The organism is Myxococcales bacterium, assembly GCA_016716835.1.
Classification (GTDB): Bacteria; Myxococcota_A; Polyangia; order Haliangiales; family Haliangiaceae; genus JADJUW01.
The window spans coordinates 2,907,205-2,926,071 of the sequence record JADJUW010000001.1 but is presented as its reverse complement, the minus strand read 5'-3'; the positions used below and the strand labels follow the sequence as shown (position 1 = coordinate 2,926,071).

General features: G+C 64.0%; 16 protein-coding genes and 1 riboswitch. Of the genes, 8 read left to right on the top strand and 8 right to left on the bottom strand.

Features of this window, described 5'->3' with window-relative positions; translation table 11 throughout:
• Window positions 1-237 precede the first annotated feature (237 nt).
• Both IPL79_13000 and IPL79_12995 read left to right on the top strand, forming a co-directional pair.
• Complete coding sequence (locus IPL79_13000) at window positions 238-2,178, top strand: Zn-dependent oligopeptidase (GenBank protein ID MBK9071901.1); 1,941 nt, start codon at window positions 238-240, stop codon at window positions 2,176-2,178.
• A gap of 9 nt (window positions 2,179-2,187) precedes the next feature.
• Window positions 2,188-2,619, top strand: a complete 432-nt coding sequence (locus IPL79_12995; protein MBK9071900.1) for a hypothetical protein — start codon at window positions 2,188-2,190, stop codon at window positions 2,617-2,619.
• 160 nt (window positions 2,620-2,779) lie between these two features.
• On the opposite strand, the gene IPL79_12990 is transcribed toward IPL79_12995, so the two are convergent.
• The 4 genes from IPL79_12990 to IPL79_12975 form a co-directional block, all read right to left on the bottom strand.
• Window positions 2,780-3,799 carry a hypothetical protein gene (locus IPL79_12990; protein ID MBK9071899.1) on the bottom strand — a complete coding sequence of 340 codons (1,020 nt, stop codon included), beginning with the start codon at window positions 3,797-3,799 and terminating at the stop codon, window positions 2,780-2,782.
• A 156-nt stretch (window positions 3,800-3,955) separates the two neighbouring features.
• Window positions 3,956-4,966 carry a hypothetical protein gene (locus IPL79_12985; GenBank protein ID MBK9071898.1) on the bottom strand — a complete coding sequence of 337 codons (1,011 nt, stop codon included), beginning with the start codon at window positions 4,964-4,966 and terminating at the stop codon, window positions 3,956-3,958.
• 125 nt (window positions 4,967-5,091) lie between these two features.
• Window positions 5,092-6,264, bottom strand: a complete 1,173-nt coding sequence (locus IPL79_12980) for a DUF692 family protein (protein MBK9071897.1) — start codon at window positions 6,262-6,264, stop codon at window positions 5,092-5,094.
• Between the two features lie 555 nt (window positions 6,265-6,819).
• Window positions 6,820-7,422, bottom strand: a complete 603-nt coding sequence (locus tag IPL79_12975) for a DUF3109 family protein (GenBank protein MBK9071896.1) — start codon at window positions 7,420-7,422, stop codon at window positions 6,820-6,822.
• A gap of 130 nt (window positions 7,423-7,552) precedes the next feature.
• Here IPL79_12975 and IPL79_12970 point away from each other — a divergent pair, with 130 nt between their 5' ends.
• From IPL79_12970 to IPL79_12955, 4 genes are read left to right on the top strand one after another with little or no spacing between them, the layout of a single operon-like run.
• Window positions 7,553-7,924 (top strand): S-adenosylmethionine decarboxylase, encoded by a 372-nt coding sequence (locus IPL79_12970; protein ID MBK9071895.1) that lies wholly within the window; start codon window positions 7,553-7,555, stop codon window positions 7,922-7,924.
• Window positions 7,921-9,864: a DUF4178 domain-containing protein gene (locus IPL79_12965; GenBank protein ID MBK9071894.1), complete on the top strand. Its 1,944-nt coding sequence runs from the start codon at window positions 7,921-7,923 to the stop codon at window positions 9,862-9,864. The genes IPL79_12970 and IPL79_12965 overlap by 4 nt, the downstream gene beginning before the upstream one ends.
• A gap of 14 nt (window positions 9,865-9,878) precedes the next feature.
• On the top strand, window positions 9,879-10,094 hold the full coding sequence (locus IPL79_12960; protein ID MBK9071893.1) for a hypothetical protein: 216 nt from the start codon (window positions 9,879-9,881) through the stop codon (window positions 10,092-10,094).
• Complete coding sequence (locus IPL79_12955) at window positions 10,094-10,315, top strand: DUF350 domain-containing protein (GenBank protein MBK9071892.1); 222 nt, start codon at window positions 10,094-10,096, stop codon at window positions 10,313-10,315. Before IPL79_12960 ends, IPL79_12955 begins: the two co-directional genes overlap by 1 nt.
• A gap of 158 nt (window positions 10,316-10,473) precedes the next feature.
• Here the strand turns inward: IPL79_12955 and IPL79_12950 are convergent, their stop codons facing one another.
• Genes IPL79_12950 through IPL79_12940 form a run of 3 tightly spaced genes read right to left on the bottom strand, consistent with a single transcriptional unit; the run spans window position 10,474 to window position 12,382 of the window.
• Window positions 10,474-11,232: a putative DNA-binding domain-containing protein gene (locus tag IPL79_12950; GenBank protein ID MBK9071891.1), complete on the bottom strand. Its 759-nt coding sequence runs from the start codon at window positions 11,230-11,232 to the stop codon at window positions 10,474-10,476.
• Window positions 11,229-12,041, bottom strand: a complete 813-nt coding sequence (locus tag IPL79_12945) for a DUF692 domain-containing protein (protein MBK9071890.1) — start codon at window positions 12,039-12,041, stop codon at window positions 11,229-11,231. The genes IPL79_12950 and IPL79_12945 overlap by 4 nt, the downstream gene beginning before the upstream one ends.
• 17 nt (window positions 12,042-12,058) lie before the next feature.
• Complete coding sequence (locus tag IPL79_12940) at window positions 12,059-12,382, bottom strand: hypothetical protein (GenBank protein ID MBK9071889.1); 324 nt, start codon at window positions 12,380-12,382, stop codon at window positions 12,059-12,061.
• A 157-nt stretch (window positions 12,383-12,539) separates the two neighbouring features.
• Window positions 12,540-12,762, top strand: a riboswitch (cobalamin riboswitch).
• Between the two features lie 99 nt (window positions 12,763-12,861).
• Here IPL79_12940 and IPL79_12935 point away from each other — a divergent pair.
• Together IPL79_12935 and IPL79_12930 are read left to right on the top strand one after the other, a co-directional pair.
• The gene (locus IPL79_12935) at window positions 12,862-15,006 is read left to right on the top strand and encodes a TonB-dependent receptor (protein MBK9071888.1); all 2,145 of its coding nucleotides are present in this window, start codon (window positions 12,862-12,864) and stop codon (window positions 15,004-15,006) included.
• Between the two features lie 46 nt (window positions 15,007-15,052).
• Complete coding sequence (locus IPL79_12930; protein ID MBK9071887.1) at window positions 15,053-16,189, top strand: hypothetical protein; 1,137 nt, start codon at window positions 15,053-15,055, stop codon at window positions 16,187-16,189.
• A 3-nt stretch (window positions 16,190-16,192) separates the two neighbouring features.
• On the opposite strand, the gene IPL79_12925 is transcribed toward IPL79_12930, so the two are convergent.
• Window positions 16,193-18,832: a serine/threonine protein kinase gene (locus tag IPL79_12925; GenBank protein MBK9071886.1), complete on the bottom strand. Its 2,640-nt coding sequence runs from the start codon at window positions 18,830-18,832 to the stop codon at window positions 16,193-16,195.
• Window positions 18,833-18,867: the final 35 nt, after the last annotated feature.

Genomic DNA, 18,867 nt, shown 5'->3' with positions numbered 1-18,867 from the left:
CGCCGAAATTGCCATTGCCAAGAACGTGCCATGTGGCGAGGAACACCGAAGAATCGCTTCCAAATCGAGAAGGCATCCCCGCGCCGATTATGCTATGTCAGCTCCATGCAAACATTAAGACGTACCGCAGGGCCTTTGGCCGTGGCGTCGCTTGGGCTGCTGGCGGCAATCAATTGCGCCAAACCGCATGCCAAGCCAGCCGCTGAAGTCGCAACCACCACATCACCGGAGGCCACCATGGATCCCGCCATCGCATCGCCAACTGCCGCACCCGAAGCCATTCTTGCCACGTGCCGCCAAGGCATCGCCGAGGCGCAGACGGCGCTCGCCGAGGTGCTCGCCACCAAGGCCGCACCGTCGGTGGCAACGACGCTTGAAAAATACAACGACCTCGGCATCGCGCTGGGTAAGTCGATGGCGATGGCGGGGCTGTTTAGCGAGGTGCACCCGAGCGAGGCCGTGCGCGAGGCCGCGCGCACCTGCGAGCAAGAGGGCTCCAAATTCGCCAGCGAGCTCTCGCTCAATCGCGATCTCTATGATGTGCTGGTGGCCATCGACGTCAGCAAGGAAAACGCGGACACGAAACGCTTTGTCGAGTTTACGCTGCGCGATTTTCGCCGCGCCGGCGTTGACAAAGACGCCGCCACCCGCGATCGCCTCAAGGCGATTGACGAGGAAATGACCAAGCTGTCGCAAGATTTTTCCAAGCGCCTCGCCGAGGACACGCGCTCGATCGAAATTGATCCGAAAGAGCTCGCTGGCCTGCCTGCCGACTACGTCGCGGCGCATGCGCCGGGGCCAAGCGGCAAGGTGACGATTACCACCGACTATCCCGACTACCTGCCGTTCATGAGCTATGCCGAGAGCGATAGCGCCAAGAAAGCGATTTATATCAAGGCGCGCACCCGCGGCGGCATGGAGAACGAAGCCACCCTCGCCCAGATTCTGGGGCTGCGCGCCGAGAAAGCCAAGATCTTGGGCTTTGCCAACTGGGCGGACTATATCACCGCCGACAAGATGATTGGCTCGGGCAAAAATGCGCGCGACTTTATCGAGCGCGTGTGGAAGCTCGCCGACAAGCGCGCCGACCGCGATTACAAGGAGCTGCTGGCGCAACTGCAACAAACCGACAAAAAGGCGAAAGCCGTCGGCGATTGGCAAAAGACGCTATTGGAAGAGCAGGTCAAGACCGCCAAATACAAGGTGTCGAGCCAAGATGTCCGCCAATACTTCGCCTACGACACCGTGCTCGCGGGGCTGCTCGACATCACCTCGACCATCTACGACATCGAGTATCTGCCCGTGCCGGGCGCCGTGACGTGGCACGCCGACGTCAAAGTGTTTGACGTCGTCCGCAAGAGCACGCGCCAGGACGTCGGTCGCATCTACCTGGACATGCACCCGCGCGAGGGCAAGTACAAGCACGCCGCGCAGTTCACCGTGCGCGACGGCGTCGCCGGCCGCGTCCGCCCCGAGGGCGTGCTCGTCTGCAACTTTCCACAACCTAAAGGCGACGACGTTGGCCTCATGGAGCACGACGACGTCGTCACCATGTTCCACGAATTTGGTCACCTCATGCATCACGTGCTCGGCGGAGGCCAGCGTTGGGTGCGCCAAAGCGGCGTCGCCACCGAGTGGGATTTTGTCGAGGCGCCATCGCAAATGTTCGAAGAATGGGCGTGGAGCTACCAAACGCTGGCGCGCTTTGCCAAGCACTACAAGACCGGCGAAGTGATTCCCGAGGCGCTGGTTGGCCAAATGCGCAAGGCCAACAAGTTTGGCCTTGGCACGCAAGTGGCGCAGCAGATGTTCTATGCCTCGCTGGCGCTGACGTTTCACAGCGAGGACCCAAGCAAGCTTAAGCAGCTCGACACGGTCAAGCGTCTGCAAGATAAGTACACGCCGTTTCGCTACGTCGAGGGCACGCACTTTCACACCACGTTTGGCCACCTGGTTGGCTATTCGGCGATGTACTACACGTATATGTGGTCGCTGGTGATCGCCAAAGACCTGCTCACGCCGTTTGCGAAAAATGGTCTGCTCGATCCGACCGCCACCGCGGCGTATCGCGACAAGATCTTGGCGCCAGGTGGCACCAAGGACGCGGCCGATTTGGTCAAGGACTTCTTGGGGCGGCCGTACAGCTTCGCCGCGTTCGAGAAATATCTAAGCGAGTAACGCGCCGCCATGTCACCGGCCGTCAACGCCACGTGCTTGCGCGCTATCGACGCGCGCGCTTCAGCTTGCGCGCTGGTGCTAGTGGGTGTGCTCGCGGCGTGTCGGAGCCCCGAGCCGCCGGCCTATGTGCCCCCGCCACCTGATGCAGCGCTGGGCTGCGCCGACGCCGCCGCGGCCTTTGCCTATGGCTTTGGCGCCGCGACGACCGCCGCCAAGGAACGCGGCGTACGCGACAAGGCCTATAAATCGCTCATCGCGGCGATTGAAAAGGCTGCCATGGGTGCTTGCATCGCAGACACCTGGAACGACGACGCCATCACGTGCGTCGCACGCGCGACGAACGATGAGGCGCTGCTCGCATGTCGCGACGTCTTGGGGGCGGCTTGGGCGCAACTGGAAGCGTCGGTGGATGCGGCCTTGTTGGCTCACGCGCAGGACTAGAGCGCATCTCAAAACCACTCCCGTCGCGAGCCAGGGCAGCTTGGCAGCTGGCGGCGTTGCTCAATCGGCCCATACAACGAGTATGGGCCTCTTTCGCGCCTTGCCACCTGGCCAACCTGTCTCTCGCTCGCTCGGTCCGGGGTTATGAGATACGCTCTAGTTAGTTTTCCCCTCCAGGCCCCTCGGGACACGCCTCGAATGGGCACGGCAGATTCGGATCGGTTAGGTTAAACGTCGTGCTGTACTTGTTGCCCGCCAGTTGGCTGTTGCCAGCGCGGTCGGTAAAGCTCGTCGACAAGGTGTAGCTGCGGCACGCGGGCGTGGCGTTGCTGCGATTTACGGTCAGCTTGCCGCTGGTGTTGCCGGCCGAGATGCCGCATGGAACGTTGAGGGTTTGGGCAGTTTCACATTGGGTCCAGGCGAGCGTGCAGGTGCTCGCGCCGGCCGGTTCGCTCACCACATAGTCGAGCTCGTACTTGCCTGCCATGCTGTTCTTGATCTCAGCGGTCTTGGTGAAGATCGGTCGCACCGTATCGACGGTCCATTCATAGCTCGCGTTTTGGTTGCCGATTTCGTTGGCGCCCGTCACGGTAACCTCATAGTCGCCGTCTTGCAGCCCGCTGAATTCACAAGTCGCGGTCTGCGCGGTGATGGCGTTGGCGGTGATAGGTGCCTCGCCATTGAGCTTGCAGGTAAATTCCATTTCTTCATCTGATGAAAATGAAAACCCGGCGGTCGCGGCATTGGTAAAGGCGGCCGGCATGCTGTCGATGATTATGCCCGCCAAGCTTGAGTTGATGTTCCATTGAAAAAGGGTGGGGATGGCTTGCGTGTTTCCCTCGGCGTCGCGCGCCGCCACCGAAAAAACGTGGCTGCCATCGGCCAGCACGGGCGTAACAAACGGCGATGAGCAAGCCTCTGGCGCGCTTGCATCGAGCTTGCATAAAAACGAGGCGGCGCCTTCAGCTTCAAATTCGAACGTCGCGGTCTTAAGGCGCATGAGCGCGGCGGGGGTGCTTTTGAGCACGGCGGTGGGGGGCTCGACCGCCGGCCTGGTCGGTTCAATCACGTCGACCTCGGCGCATCCAGTGGAGGTCACCCCAGCTAAGCTCATTAGCGCAGCGGCGTGGGCAGCGAATATCGCGTTGGCGGATTGGCGGGTGGCTTTGGACTTGCTCATGATGACACCTAGATATGCAGGGATTGTGCCGCACCTCAATTAAAGTAAATTCAAGTAGTTGGGGGTCGTTCCGCCGGCATTCCTACACGTAAGTAGGTGGGGGCCCCCTCCCCAACGCAGGGGTGCGGTCAGCCCGGGCGGACCCCTACGACGCGACTACATTTCTTCTTGGTTATGCGGCGCCTGGGCCGGGCACGACGTGCCATTTTCGTTTTCAAACGTGAAGGTGGTGCTGTAGCGGTTGTTTACGGCCAGCTGATTGCCGGCGCGGTCAAAGAAGTTGGTCGTCAAGGTGTAGGTGCGGCACGCGATAAAACTGCCACCGCGATTGATGGCAAGGACGCCGCTGGTGTTTCCAGCAACCAAGCCGCAATTGACACCTTGAACTTGCTGGCTGCCGCCGACCATCCACGAGACCGAGCACGCGCTGCTCGCAGCGTACTCGCTGACGACGTAATTGAGGGTGTATTTGGCGGCTTGTTTGAGCTCACTGCCTTTGGTGAAGATCGGGATCACGCGGTCGATCACCCACTCGTACGTCGCTGACTGGCTGCCAATCTGGTTGGCGCCGGTGACGACGACTTCGTGTTCGCCATCGGGCAGGTTAGGGAAGGAGCAGGTCGCAACTTGGCCAGAAACGGCATTTGCCGCCAATGGTTGCCCGCCATTGAGCTTACACGTAAACGTCATTTCCTCGTCAGACGAGAAATGAAAGACCGCGCTCGGTGCGTTGGTAAAGGCCGCGGGCGTCGCGCTGAAGATGACGCCTGCCACCGTGGAGTCGATCACCCATTGATAGGTCGAGGGGACGGCCTGCTCATTGCCCTCGGCATCGCGCGCCGCCACTGAAAAGACGTGGCTGCCATCGGCTAGATCTGCGGTCGTGTAGGGCGAGGCGCAATCGAAGGCGGTGCCCGCGTCGATCTTGCACGAAAATGAAGCGGCGCCCTCGGCTTCGAAGGCAAACGTCGCCGACTTAAAACGCATAATAGCGGCCGGCGTGCTTTTTAAGACGGCGGTCGGGGGCGCCACGGCGGACGCTTCGCCCTCTATGACATCGACCTCGGCGCAGCCAGCGGCAACGGCCGCGATCAAGCTGGAGGCGACAACGGCCTGGCGGGTAAACATCAAGAGGCCAGCGGGGGAGGTGCGTAGTTGCTTCATCATGACCAGGAGCAATGCATCTAGCGTGCCGAGGCCGCCGTCAGAGAAATCAAGGACATGGCATGCTGTGCTGTGGCGTGCCCGCGCTGAGATCGGGGCTGAAGTGGGCGCACGTGGGGGGGCAGCCCTCAGGTCTCGCGCTCCCGCGACCATCGCGAGAACGCGGCGTGGGCGATCGCCAACATATTGTCGTCTATCGTTTCGACATACACGGAAAAGCCGGGCGCCTCGGCAGCTAGCGCCGCCCGGACGGCCGCGGCATCGACGGGCGACGCTTGCGGGATGGCTGACAAGGCGCGTACCAAGGCGCGCTGATAGCCCCGCAGCTCGGCGACGTCAGACGGTCCCGGCAATGGGGCGCGCGAGGTCGCGTAGCCATCAAGTTGCGAGCTCGGCAAGGTTGAGCGCGGGTTTGCGCCGCCGTCGACGACGGTTTCGATCACATGTTTCATGCGAAAAAAATCTGCGCTTAGGTCGCCGGGGCAGGCGCTAAGGGTGCCAGCTAAACGTTCCAGCATCACTACTTCGACACGTGGGCAAAAGGGCAGGCTCGCAGCTAAGAGCTCCCACACTTCGTCGGGAACCAAGTGGTCGTGGGTATCTCGCCGCCGCACGAGGCCGTTTGGCAGGGCATGCATGCGCCCTCCGGAGACATGGATTTCGCGCACGCGGTGCAGTGGAAGTGCATGCAAAAGCGAGAGCGGCGGCAGCGCGAAATTGACCGCCTGACAGTACAAATTGTGCACATCGAGCACAAAGGGCGCATCGTCGCTGACGAGCAGTTCCTCGATGAGGTCGCCTTGCAGCGCGACATCTGCGCCCGAGATGGCCATGGCCAAATTTTCCAAGCCGACCGGGCGTCCCACGGCGTCGGCAAGGCGATGCAGCTGGTCGCGCGCCGCGGTGATGGACGCGCGGCACGGCGGCGCGGGCAGTGGGGCGCCGCGCTGCATGCCGACGATGGTCATAAAGCCAACGTGTTCGGTGATGTGGACGGCTAGCGGCAATTGCCGCCAGGCACTCGTCTTGGCCAAGGCCTCGCGCTGCCTGGGTTCAAACTCGGCAGAAAATGGCGAGTACATCACGCCGTGCGCATATAGCGCGCGACGGCCGGCGAAGTAATCGACGAGCTCGAGCGCCCATGGCGCATGTGGCGTCTCGGTATCCCAGCTCCACTCGACGGCATCGACGTGATCGCCTATCAGCAAATCACTCGCAGCGGCTAACCAATCGGCGCTCGACATCAACACGAGGCCCGCCTTGATGCGGGGCGTTGGCGCCAAATTGGCCGAGTCCACCATGTCGTGCCTAACCTAACCTAGTCAAACACGGGTATGGTTCAGCCGAGGCCACAGCCAGGGCAATCTTCCTGCGTCGGATTCACCGGCTCGGTCGGTTCATCTGGCTGTGTTGGCTCGTCTCCGGGAATGCACTGGAGAACTTGAATTTGAAGGCAAACGTCCGCATCTATTGGGCACGGGAATGACACTTCCTCGCAAGTTTGTCCTTCGTCGCAATCTGCGTCGGATTCGCATTCGGCGACTTCTGGTTCTTCTTCGAGGTGACCTCGATGCGTTTCGGAAGACTCCGTAACGCAGGCAGCAGCGAGGGATAGGATGGCAGCAATGGCTAGATTTTTTTTCAACATGCGACTCCCTAGAGCAAGGTCGATGCCAAGTTCGAGTGCGTGCGGCTGCACCAAAGAACCATCAAATATCAGTGACTTATAACGCCAGCAGGAATCGAACGCCTCAGGAATTTGAGTCTGCCGGTGCGAGGTCCGATGGAAATCTACGTCCAAGCTGCGCTTGTTCTGTCGTTCTGTGGGGTGCCGCAGCGTTACTAGAGACGCCCAGCTACGCGATCACCCGCAGCGACGTCTGCTCGTGGCGATCGAGCTCGGCTATGAGCTCAGGGCCAAAGAGTTCGGCGAGCAAGTCGCGGCCGTTGCGGTACAGCGTCGGCGCGTCGGGCAGCACGGCGCACGAATAGTCGACGTAGTCGTCAGAGATGACGATGCCTTCGCTGTCGTAAGAAAGCGGAAACAGGCGGCAGATGTTGGGCTTGACGCCACGGAAATCCCAATTGTTTTCGATTGAGGCGCGGTGAATGGCGCAGCCGCGCGCGTCGTGTTGCAGAAAGACGCAGCCATCGCCCAGCTTCGCGGTGCGCACGTGGCGGCCCGACGGAAAGTCGGCGTCGACGACTTCGCTGGTGGTAAACCACGCCGCGTCGCGCGCCGCGGGGCGCAGGATTTGCTTGAGCTCATCGGCGCGCGCCATGATGCGATCGCGCTCGCCGACATCGACGTCGGCGCCGTACTGACAGCACGCATCGGGCATGTGACGGCCTTCCTCGCGGATATGGCAGGCATGCGTCATGCAATCGGCGACGATGCGGCGCACGAATATATTCTTGTCGACGAAGCGGAAGCGTGAATGGGCAAGGGCGACGCGCACAGGCCGGCACGATCAACGAATGTGCCCACGTCGGCAACCGATCGCGTGCGTAATTCTCACGGCGTGCCCCAGAATTGGACGGGGCCACGGTTGCGGCACCTAGCGCGACCCACTACTGTTGGCTCGGCATATGAACGGCGGCTGGGAGTGGATTGTCGACGGCGAGCACGCCCTAGCCTCACGCCTCGGCGACTTGCCCGCGATGCAGCGGCTGGCGGACGCGGTCGTTGAGGCGCTTGGGCTGCAGGTCATCGGTGTGCCGCAATGGCATCAATTCCCGGGGCCCGGCGGCGTAACCGGTTTGTACTTGTTATCTGAATCCCATTTCACCGTGCATACGTTTCCGGAGAGCGGCGTGATTACGGTCAATCTCTATAGCTGTCGCGAGCGCACCTTGGCCGAGCGTGCCGTGGTCGCGCGCGCGCTGCGCATGTTGGTGGAAGAAGCCGCGGCGGCCAAGACCGTGCGGTTAACCGAACTGCGGCGAGGCGTGTTGCCGTGACCGCGGCCTGTCCGACGTGTGGCGCGCCGGTCGAATTTCGCTACGACGATAGCTTTGTCCGCGTCTGCGGCTCGTGTCGGTCGTCCGTTTTGCGGACAGATCGCGGCGTCGAAACCCTCGGCCAGTTTGCCGATTTGACGCCGCTTGCCTCCCCGTTTTGGCTTTTTGCCGGCGGCGCGATCGAGGGCGTGGCGTTTCAGATCGAAGGGCGCGTGCAAATTCGCCATGCCGCGGGCGGCGTGTGGCAGGAGTGGTTTGCAAAGTTCGCGGATGGTCGGTGGGGTTGGATCGCCGAGGCCCAGGGGCGTTTTTTCGTCACCTTCGAGGCCCACGGTGCCGCCGCGCTGCCGGCGTTCGACCTGCTGCGGCCCGGCGCCTCCGTCGACGTGCTCGTGCCCGTGCGCGGCTCGGCCAAGGCGACGCCCGCCACCTTTTATGTCGCTGAATTCGGCGCCGCTACCTATATCGCCGGACAAGGTGAGCTGCCCTTTCGCGTCGCGGCAGGCGAGAGCTATCGCTTCGCTGACCTTAGCGATGGCACCGGGCGGTTTGCATCGATCGATTACGGCGCCGCCGGCCACGCCAAGCCGACGCTATTTGTCGGGCGCGAGCTGGGGCTGGCAGAGTTTAACCTCCCGGGCAGCGCGCCCGCGGCCGCGCCCGGTTCGCCGACCTTGCGCGCGCGCAAATTGGCGTGCCCACAGTGCCATGGTTCGATCGAGCTGCAAAACCCAGACGCCTCGCTGCGGGTCGGTTGCCCGTATTGTGGCGCGCTGCTCGATTGCGAGGGCGATCTAAAGATTCTCGCCAAGTTCGGCGGCAAGCGCATCAAGCCGTTGCTGCCACTTGGCACCCACGCTCGCTTTGAGGGCGAAAAATTTGCGATCATCGGCTACATGCGGCGCGCGGCCGTGGTCGATCGCACCGAGTACCCATTTGACGAATACCTGCTGCATCATCCGGCCAAGGGCTATCGCTGGCTGGTGTGTGCGGATGGCCATTGGAGCTACGTGTCGCCGCTCGATCCGGGCAGCGTTCGAGGTGATCTCAATCCCTCGGCCTTGGGCGCGACGTTCAAACACTTTTCGACCGCCTTGGTGGCGGTGAAATTTGTCGTCGGCGAGTTCTACTGGAGAGTCGCCGTCGATGACCAGGTACTGGCGTCGGACTACATCGCGCCGCCGTATATGTTGTCAAAAGAAGCCGTCGCCAACGAAGTCACCTGGTCGCTCGGGCGTTATCTCACCGCCGACGAACTGCGCACCGCGCTCGCGCAACCAAAGCTAGTGCTGCCGCGGGCCGATGGCGTCGCGCCGAATCAGCCATTTCGGCATCAGCGCGCTAAGCGCGCCACCGGCGTGGCGGTGCTGATCTTCTTGGTGACCGCGCTGCTGCTTGGCATGGTGGTCTCACGCAGCACGCAGCACGAGGAGTGGCTGACCACGCAGCCCGACCCTGAAGGCCGCGCCGTCGCGTTTAGCAAGCCGTTTACGATCAAGGCCAATCGCAACATTCGGGTTCGCCTCGAAGCCCCGGTAAGCAACTCGTGGTTGGCCATTGGCGGCGATCTGTTAAACGATGCCTCGGGTGAGCTCGATGCGTTTGACGCCGAGGTCGCATACTACAGCGGCGTCGATGGCGGCGAGTCGTGGTCCGAAGGCAGCCGCGCCGCCAATATCTTCATTGGCAGTCGACCGGCGGGCAGCTACGTCTTGCGCGTCGAGACCGAGGGTCCGCCGGGACAACCCGGCCTGCCGGTGCGGGCCATCGTAACGCAGGGCGTATTTCGGACGATCCATTTCTTCCTCGCCTTTTTAGTCGTCGGCGTGCCGTGGCTTATTCTGTGGGTTATGTCGTTGCGCTTTGAGCATCTGCGCAAGGTGGGTTCCGACGCCGGCAGCCCGTGGACCGAATTTTTTGACGACTCGGACGATGAGTAGGTGAGGACAACCCGATGGCACCGTTAGATTTCTCGACACCACCAAGCATCTTGGCCAAGCTGCTGCTCGCCGCGGGCGTAACCGTTTCGGCTGTATATGGCGGCGCGACGTTGCTTGGCAAAGATTTCAAAAACACCCAGCGGCAGGTGGTGCCCGCCAGCGTGCGCAATGCGCCCGGCGGCTATCGTTCATTTCATTTTTGGCATAGTGGCTATTCAGGAGGAAAATAATGTTCTGGGATCAAATTTGGCACGCCGTCGTTCGCACCGCGATCTTTTCGTCGCTTGGCATCATTATGTTTGGCATCTCTTTTGCGCTGCTGGCCAAGGTGCTGCCGTTTTCGTTACACAAAGAACTCGAGGAAGATCAAAACACCGCGATGGGTATCGTCGTCGGCGCGATGATCTTGGGGATAGCGCTCATTATTGGCTTTTGCATCACCGGCGACTAACAGAAACGCATTGAGTGGGTACCGGAGGCAATAGTGCCCGGTGTACGGCTTCGCGAGCCTCGTTACAGCCAGACGGCTGCGCCTGCCGCATCGCTGCAGGCGTGCACCGCAATCTCCGCCACCCACTGCGTTCTGTTTCCTGCTTTTCGGGATTCTGCTTAGGCCGGCGCAACCAGCGAGACAATGCCGCGGGCGACGGCGGCGGTCACAATTTCGAGTAGCGGCTCGTTTGCCAGGCCAGTCTCGGCAGCCGCTTGCGCCAGCGTCAAACGACGCGCCGCGAGCGCGAGCACAAATAGGTCGGCGTCGTCGAGCGGGCGCACGGCGCTGCCTCGCGATTGAGGATGGCGGTACACCGCAACCGTCACCGGTGCACCAGGCTCGCCGGCGATCGTTGGGGCATGACCGGCAGCGCGCTGTGCCAAGGCGAGGTGAGCCCCGTGGCGGATTTCGACAACAGCCAAGGTGGGGTTTGCCGCAAGCGTGGCATCGCGCGCCTGCGCTGGCGACAATTCTTGCGACCTCAGATCGGGCGCCTGGCTGGCGTAGACCTCCCAGTCGAGCCATTCAAGCTCGGCTAGCTCGAGGTGCCCTCCATGCAACCCGAGGCGCTCAGCGTGCGCGCGCAAGAACGCGGGAAACGCGCGGCCGGCCTCATTGAGTTCGTAGTGGGTTGCCGGCACGTCGCGCACATAAGCTGACGCGACGTCTTCCCAGCTCGCGCCGAGCACCGCCGCCAGGCACGAGAAATCCTTATCGAGTACCGTGCGCACGTGGGCGGCGACAAATTGCGCGTAGATGGCGACGCGCTCGGGTGGCACCTGCCACGTCGTCGCGAGCGCGGCAGGCGGTTGCTGACCGCGCAGCACCGCGTGCATTTGCGCTTGCAAGTCGCGCAACCGCGAGTCGTCGCTCATGGGGGTGCCCCCGCGTTAGAAACCAGCGCGCGCAGGCGGCCCACCTCGTCAAGCAACGTCGCCAACGGTGGCACGTTGTTGTCCCATTCAAATAGCGCCCACGCCGGGCCGATCGCGCGCACCGCATGCAAGAACAGGTCGTCGACCGCGCGTGGTTGCGGCCCGCCATGCGTGTCGACAATAAAAGGCCCCGAATCATCGTGGCCGGCGAGGTGATATTGCACCACGCGCCCGGCGGGCATCGCATCGATATACGCGCGCGCGTCGTAGCCGTGGTTGGTCGCATTGACATAGACGTTGTTGACGTCGAGCAAGAGGCCGCAATCGGCGCGCGCCGCCACCTCGCGGACAAATTCCGCTTCGGTCATTTCGGCGTCGGGCATGGCCACGTAGTACGACGGGTTTTCGAGGGCAAACGGTCGCCGCAGGCGATCTTGCACTTGGCGCACCCGCGCCACGACATGCGCCAGCGCGGCCTCGGTGAAGGGCAGGGGCAGCAGATCGTGATACCGCACGCCAAACGCCGACGAATAACAGAGGTGATCCGAGCACCACCGCGCCTCCGTGGCGTCGGCCATCGCCGCCAGGTCGTCGAGATAGGCGGCCGACAGCGGATCGGGCCCGCCAATCGAAAGCGCGGTACCGTGAATCACGACGGGTCGCCTTGCCGCAATCTCGCGCGCGATGTGCGCCGCGTGACCGCCAAAGTGCATGAAATTCTCCGCGAGCAATTCGACAAAGTCGACCGCCGCCGCGATGGCGTCGAGCTGGTCGTGGTGTCGTCGGCGAAGCCCGATGCCGAATTTCATGGCCGCCTACCTACCGCTTAGCCGCAGCTTTTGGCGCCGCACTTCATTTCGGCACCTTTCGCGTCAGGCGCTGGCGTGGTGGCGGGGGCTTCGGCCGCCGTCTTCTTGCACGCCTCCAGCGTGTCGCCGGCGCAGGTGCATTCCGCACCCTTAGGCTCGGCGCCGCAGCTGGCGCCCGCGCCTTTGCCTTCGCCGCACTTGCCAGCGCCGCATTTCATTTCGGCGCCCGCGGCTGACGCGCTGGCGTCGGCGGGCTTGTTTTTCGCGCACGAGGCGGCCCCGGAGGCAAGGCCTACGAGCGACAGGGTGAGGGTCAAGGCTTCTAATGTGGTTCGTTTCATGGTTTTTCCTTAGAGGTTGGTCACTCTACGCCGTAGTCCCCTCCTTGGTTGCAGCATTACAAAAAATAATTGCCGAGCGTCCGTTAGAAGCCATGGTTGACAGGTAATCGGCCGATCTGGTACCCCGGCAGCCGCAGGAGGCGCCCACGACACATTAATGTAACCAAACCCGCTAGGTTTCTGGGAAGCTCGGTGCGCCGCGGCTAGGCCATTGGTTGGCCAAGGCAACTCCGACACAGCCCCCGCTACTGTAACTGGGACAACTGCCAACAGCCGTGCGCGGCTGTCACATCCACTGGGGCTCGCATTGCGCGGCGCTGGGAAGGACGGCGGAAGGATGATCAGGAGTCAGGATACCGGCCTAGCGTTGCGCTCGGGGTGAGGCATGGCCTGCGTTTGCGCGCGCCACGCGTTTACCCCAGCACCGTTACGTGGGGTAACCAATGCGACGCCTTCGTCTAGTTGTTTGGGATTTGCCTGTGTGGGCAGCGCGTGCCGGCGTCGGCGCGATCGCGGCGCTCGTCGTGCTCGCGTCGATGGGCGGGCCAGTGCAAGCCTCGCCCAACGATGAAGCGGCGCCCGACAGCACGATCATCATTTTGGGCGATTACAGCCGCGTCGCCGATAAATTTGGCGTCCGCGGCGAGCACCGCGACCGCGCGCGCGTGCTGGCCGAGACGCCATTCTTGACGGTGGTGCATGCCGATGAGCACGTCGGCGACGCCGTCGCCGATGCGCTCGCGACGGTGGTGAGCGCGCAGGTGCGACGGCTTGGCGGCATGGGCGCGTTTGCGACGCTGTCGCTGCGCGGCCTGGCACCCGGCAATACCTCCGTCATCATCGACCATGTGCCGGCGTCGCGTATTGCGTCGGTGACGGTCGATGTCGCGCAATGGGAGCTGGGACAATTTGAGCGCATCGAGGTCTATCGCGGTGGCGCGCCGGCTCACCTCGGTGGCGGCGGCGGTAGCGGGCTCGGCGGTGCGCTGCATCTCATTTCGCCGGTGGGGCGCAGCGAAGATGGCGATCGCGTGGCGGTGATGACCAGCGTTGGCGCGTGGGGCACGCGGCGGCTGCGCGCCTGGGTCGGTGACGACGCGGCGTGGGGTCGTTATCGCGTTAGCGGTGGCATCGCACGCGCGCGCGGTGACTTCTCGTATTTCGACGATCGAGGCACCATGCTCAATCGCGACGACGACGTGTGGCGCGCGCGCGAAAACAACGGCGTCGCGATGGGCGATCTCTCGCTGCGCGTGGCCTCGCGCGTGGCCGAACCTGCCACGCCGCGCGCGACGTGGCGGGTTGGCTTGCGCGGCGCGACGCGAGCGCAAGGCCTCGCGGGCAACATGTCATCACCCGCGGCCCAGACCCAGCTTGCGACCTCACAGCTCGTCTTCGACGCCACCGCCAGCAAGGAGTTCTCGCCGCGATGGCGTGGTCAGGGCACCGCGTTTGCCAGCGGCGAGCACCAGCGCTATCGCGACCCGGCGGGCGAGGTCGGCGTTGGCGTGCAAGATCGCACCTATCGCACCGGCGCCAGCGGGACGCAGGTGACGGCAACCGCGAGTGGCGCGCGCTATCGCGTCGACGCGTCGCTCGCGCTGCGCGGCGAGCGCTTTACCGATCGCGATAACCTTGACCAGGCCCGCCGCCTCGATGGCTCGCGCCTCGGCGGCAGCGCAACCTTGCAGCTGGCGGCGCAGCTGACGAGCTGGCTCATCATCGAGCCGTCGCTCGGCGTCGAGCGACTGCACACCTCATCGTTGCTCGATCTGGATACCCGCGAGCCCGCCGCCGCCCGCCGCGATACCTTTGCCACGCCGCGCCTCGCGATGCGCGCGCTGGCCACCTCCGAGTTACAGGCCAAGGCCAGCGTGGGCGGCTACGCCCGCACGCCGACGCTGATCGAACTCTTCGGCGATCGCGGCCTGGTCTGGGGCAATCCGGGGCTGAGTCCGGAAACCGGACAAAGTGCCGACGCCGGCATCGTGTGGGCGCCGGCCGCGCCGGCGCGTGGCCTCGATCGCGTCCTCGTCGAGGCCGCCGCCTTTGTCGCCACCGCACACGACACCATCGTGTGGGCGTCGACCAACGGTTACGTCATGCGACCGATCAATCTCGGCGAGGCGCGCCTAAGCGGCCTCGAGCTGAGCTGGCACGCCCGCCTTGCGCGCCGCGTCGTGCTCGCCGGCAACTACACGCATCTCGCCACGCGGCAACGCGACACCGAGCCGAGCTACGAGGGCAAGCCGTTGCCGCAGCGCCCGCGCCATCAGGCTTATGCGCGCGTCGACATCGCCCTGCATCGCGGCGCGCATCCCGTGGTCGCGATGCTCGACGTCGCGCACGCCTCTGGCAGCTATCTCGATGCCGCCGCGGCGCGCGAGGTGCCCGCCCGCACCTTGCTCGGGGCCGCGCTCACCGCGCGCGTGCTCGCGACGCCGGCGCATACGCTCGACGTCGCGCTGCACGGCTACAATCTCACCAACCTGCGCGTCGAGCACCTCGCGCTGGCCTCGCCACCCAGCCCCGAGTTTGCGACGGTGCCGCGCGCCGTCATGGATACCGCGGGCTTTCCGCTGCCAGGTCGCAGCTGGATGTTCAGCGCAAGCTGGCATTACTGAATCTCGAAATGATGAACCCGCCCACACGCCAACGAAAGACCATGTCATGAAATTACACGCAACTCTCCTCCCTAACGCGCGCGCTGTTGCCACGTTCGTGATCAGCGGCACCATGCTCGCCTGCGGCGACAACCGCGAATTCGTGGTCGAGCCGCCGCCGCCGCCGGTCGCAACGCACTATGCCTTTGCGCTGGCCACTGATTACGCCAGCCCCGGCATCCTGTCGCGCGTCGAGTTGATCGGGCACACCGTGTTGCCCGACGTGGTTAGCGGTGTCGCGTCAAGCGATCCTGTGCTAGTGGCGCTTGCCGATCAATTCGTTGTCGTCAATCGCTTTGGCGGCGATAACGTGACCATAATGAATCGCGATCCGCTGCAGCTGCTCGCGCAGGTCTCCACCGGCGCGGGTAGCAACCCGCAAGACGTCGCGCGCCTAGGCGACGCTTACTATGTGCCGGTGTTTGGCGGCACGGGCGTGGCGCTAATCGATGCGGCCGCGGACTACGCCGTGAGCGCCATCGACCTCTCCGCGCTGGATGCCTTTGATGACCTGCCTGAATGCTATGCGGCGCTGCAGACCAGCGACACCGAGGTCATTGTGGTGTGCCAACTGCTCGAGAATTTTGCCGCGGTCAAGCCCGGCGTTGTGGTCAGGCTCAGCGCCGGCGCGGCGCCCGTCACCGAGGCGCTCGCCGCTATCAATCCTAACACCAGCCTGGTCAAGACGCCGGCAGCCTCCTATTTTGACGGCAAGCTGTTAGTTGGCGCCTCTCCCAACTTTCTCGTGCCGACGGAGGGTTGCGGGCGCGCAATTGATCCCAGCACGCTCGCTAACGAATGCGTCATCGACAACGAAGACCTCGGCGGCGCGGCGATCCGCATGATGATTTCTGCCGACGAGCAAACGCTTTGGATGGCCGTGAATCGCACCACCAGCTTCGAGAGTCCTAGCAGCGTCTTGTTGCCAATCGATTTGGCCACTGGTGCCATCGGCGCGGCCATCTCCGACGAGGCCCAAATCATTACGGACGTCGCGACGTGTTCGGATGGCCACGTGCTGGCGACCGACAGCGCCGCCGGCAACAAGGGCGTGCGCGTCTATTTCGGCGGCGCCGAAACCACCACGACGTCGCTCGATCTGGGCCTGCCGCCGGCCTACACCAACGCGTTGGCCTGCCTCTAACGCTCAATCGATGCTGACGCGCGTCGACTTGTCGGGATTGTCGGCGTCCACCGACAGCGTGCGATAGACCTCGCCGACCAGATCGACGATCTCAACGGTGTGCACGCCAATCGGCACGCCCAGTCGTTCGGTCGGACAAAGCTGGCCGGTCTGGCGGCCATCGACGAGGATGTAGTAGCGCTTCTTTTCGTTGCAGCGGACCTTGATGCCGCCCACGCCACCAAAGCGCGGCGCCTTGGTTAGCTCGATCGTATGCTTGCTGGTGCCTGCAAGCTTACCGGAATACAGCGCATAGCCCTCAGCAAACAGCGACACCGTAAATGTGTCGCTAGCCGCCGGCAAGGTCACGGGCGTCTTGCCCTTGTTCGTGCCGTCGACGTAGACCACCGCAGCGGGCACGCTCTCGATCACAAATTGCCCGGCCGATGCCGGCTGGCTGTCGACCTTGGCGCTGGCGCTGACATGCGCCGGCATGGCGCCACCCGTGACCGGCAACGGCGTCGCGGCGACGGCGGCGTCTGGGATCGCGACAGGTCGCGCATCGACGGCGAGTGGTGCGGCATCAACCACCGCAAGCGCGACGGCGTCGGGCGCCGCGGCATCACGCGGCGTGGCGTCAAGAAGCACGGCGTCTGCGAGCGCGGCGTCCGCCACCGCGGTCGCTGCGGCATCGACGTTGGCAAGTGCCACCGTGGCGTCGCCCCCGACCGCATCGACCACCGCCGCGTCGACGATTGCAGCATCGGCGCGAGGTGCCGCTGCGCTTGCTGACTCCGACGACTTGAGGTGTTGTTGCCACGCCAAAACTCCAAGCCCCGCCAACGCGACGCAGGCGGTGGCGACGGTGGCGATTACCAACGTTCGCCGCGGCGACTTGCCTGGTGGAAGCGCCGCGGACGTTGGTGGGGGGCGGCTGATCGAGGCCGATGGGCGCGGCAACATGCGAGGCGCCGACACGTGCGACGGTTGCGATGCCTGCCTCATGGGAGGCGCGGGCAGTGGCGAATTAAGCGAAATCTCGTTAGCAACGGCTTGGTGTTGAAATGGCGCCTCTAGGGGCGCGCCAATCGTCGCACCCGATGCGCTCGGGGCCCGGTAGTTCGTACTCGGCGAGGCCGATGCCGCGGATAGGACGACGGGGATGTCGGCCAATGACACCTGGTCGCCGAATTCTAGATTCAGCAGATCCACGGGCTGATCGAGGCCAATGGGCGTCACCATCACATCGGTTCGATCGCCGGCCGCAAGGTAGTTCGTCGGCGTCTCGGTTCGTGGGCGCTGCACCACCGGAATGGGCGGGAGGTCTTGCCGTGAGCGCGCCGCGGCGCTGCGGCCGCTTTCGACGGGGCGCAACGACGATGACGATGACGACGGCGGCGGTGGCGGTGGTGGCACGCTTTCGCGCGCGGTGCGCGGCGCGCCCTGATGCGTGATGTCGAACAAATTTGCTTCGGCTGCCTCCGCGCGCGTCGTGATCAGGAGGTCGCTCTCGTCAATCGGCGTCGTGTGATCGTTTGGTGGCGGCAGGCGTCTTTCCGCGGGCGCGGTCTTAATGCTCGCGAGCGAATCGAGCGTTGGCATTGGCTTTAGCGCCACGACGCCTTTGGTCTGTACCGTTGGCGCTTGCGGCGCCGGCGGTACATCGCCCGGGCGCAGCGTGCGCGCCATGGCATGCCCAGGCATCGTCGGCTTGGGCGACGACGTGGCTTGTGCCAGCGACTTGAGCGTCAGCAGTCCCGATTGTTCGTCGGGCTTGGTGCCGGCCTCGACGACTTGCGCTTGGCGCACGATCTCGCCGACCTCGGTCGGCGTCGCCGCCACGCCTGCCGAGCGCATTGCGGCCTCGAGGGCCTCGGCAAACAAGATCGCGCTCGAAAAGCGGTGAGACGGGTCGATCGCGGTGGCGCGGTTGAGCACGCTCGCCACGGGTGCGGGTAGCACCGCACGCGCGAGATTCCCGCTGATGATGTTGGCCTCGGCGGCCTCGGGGGAGGTCCCGGCTGCGGGTTGCCCGCTGACCAATTCGATGCACAGGGCGGCAAGCGCCCAAACATCGGTGGCCAAGGTGCAGCTCAGCCGACGCCACTGCTCGGGCGCGACATAGGCCGCGCGCTCACCCAGCGTACATTCGCGTGGCGAGAGCTCGCTGAGCAACGCGGAAAAAATGCCAACGTCGGTGGTCACTACATCACCGGCGGGCGTGAGAATGACGTTGCGTGGCGCGACGCCGAGGTGCATGAGGCCACTAGCATGAACGCCGGCGATGCTGCGTGCGGCGTGGCTGATGATCGTGAGCGCAATGGGCATCGGCACCGTCGTGCCTTGGGCGCGATTGGCCGCGATGAGCCGCGCGACGTCCATGCCGTAGATCCAATCGGTGGCGACGTAGTGCTCGCCCTCGGCACTGCCTATTTCGCGAAACCGCGCGACATACTGATGATCGACGCTGGCGTAGACGCGGGCGCCGCGGGCGAGCGCCGCCAGCAAATCTGGGTTGGCCGCGACATGATCATGTATGCGCTTGACCGCGAACACCACCGCCGAGCCCGCGACGCCAAAAATGGTCGCGCGGTAGACCTCGCCCACGGGGCCGGCACCGAGGCGCTCGTGCAGTTGATATCGACCGAGCCGGCGGGTGCTCATTTACTGAATTTTACCCAGTTTTGCGGTACCATTAA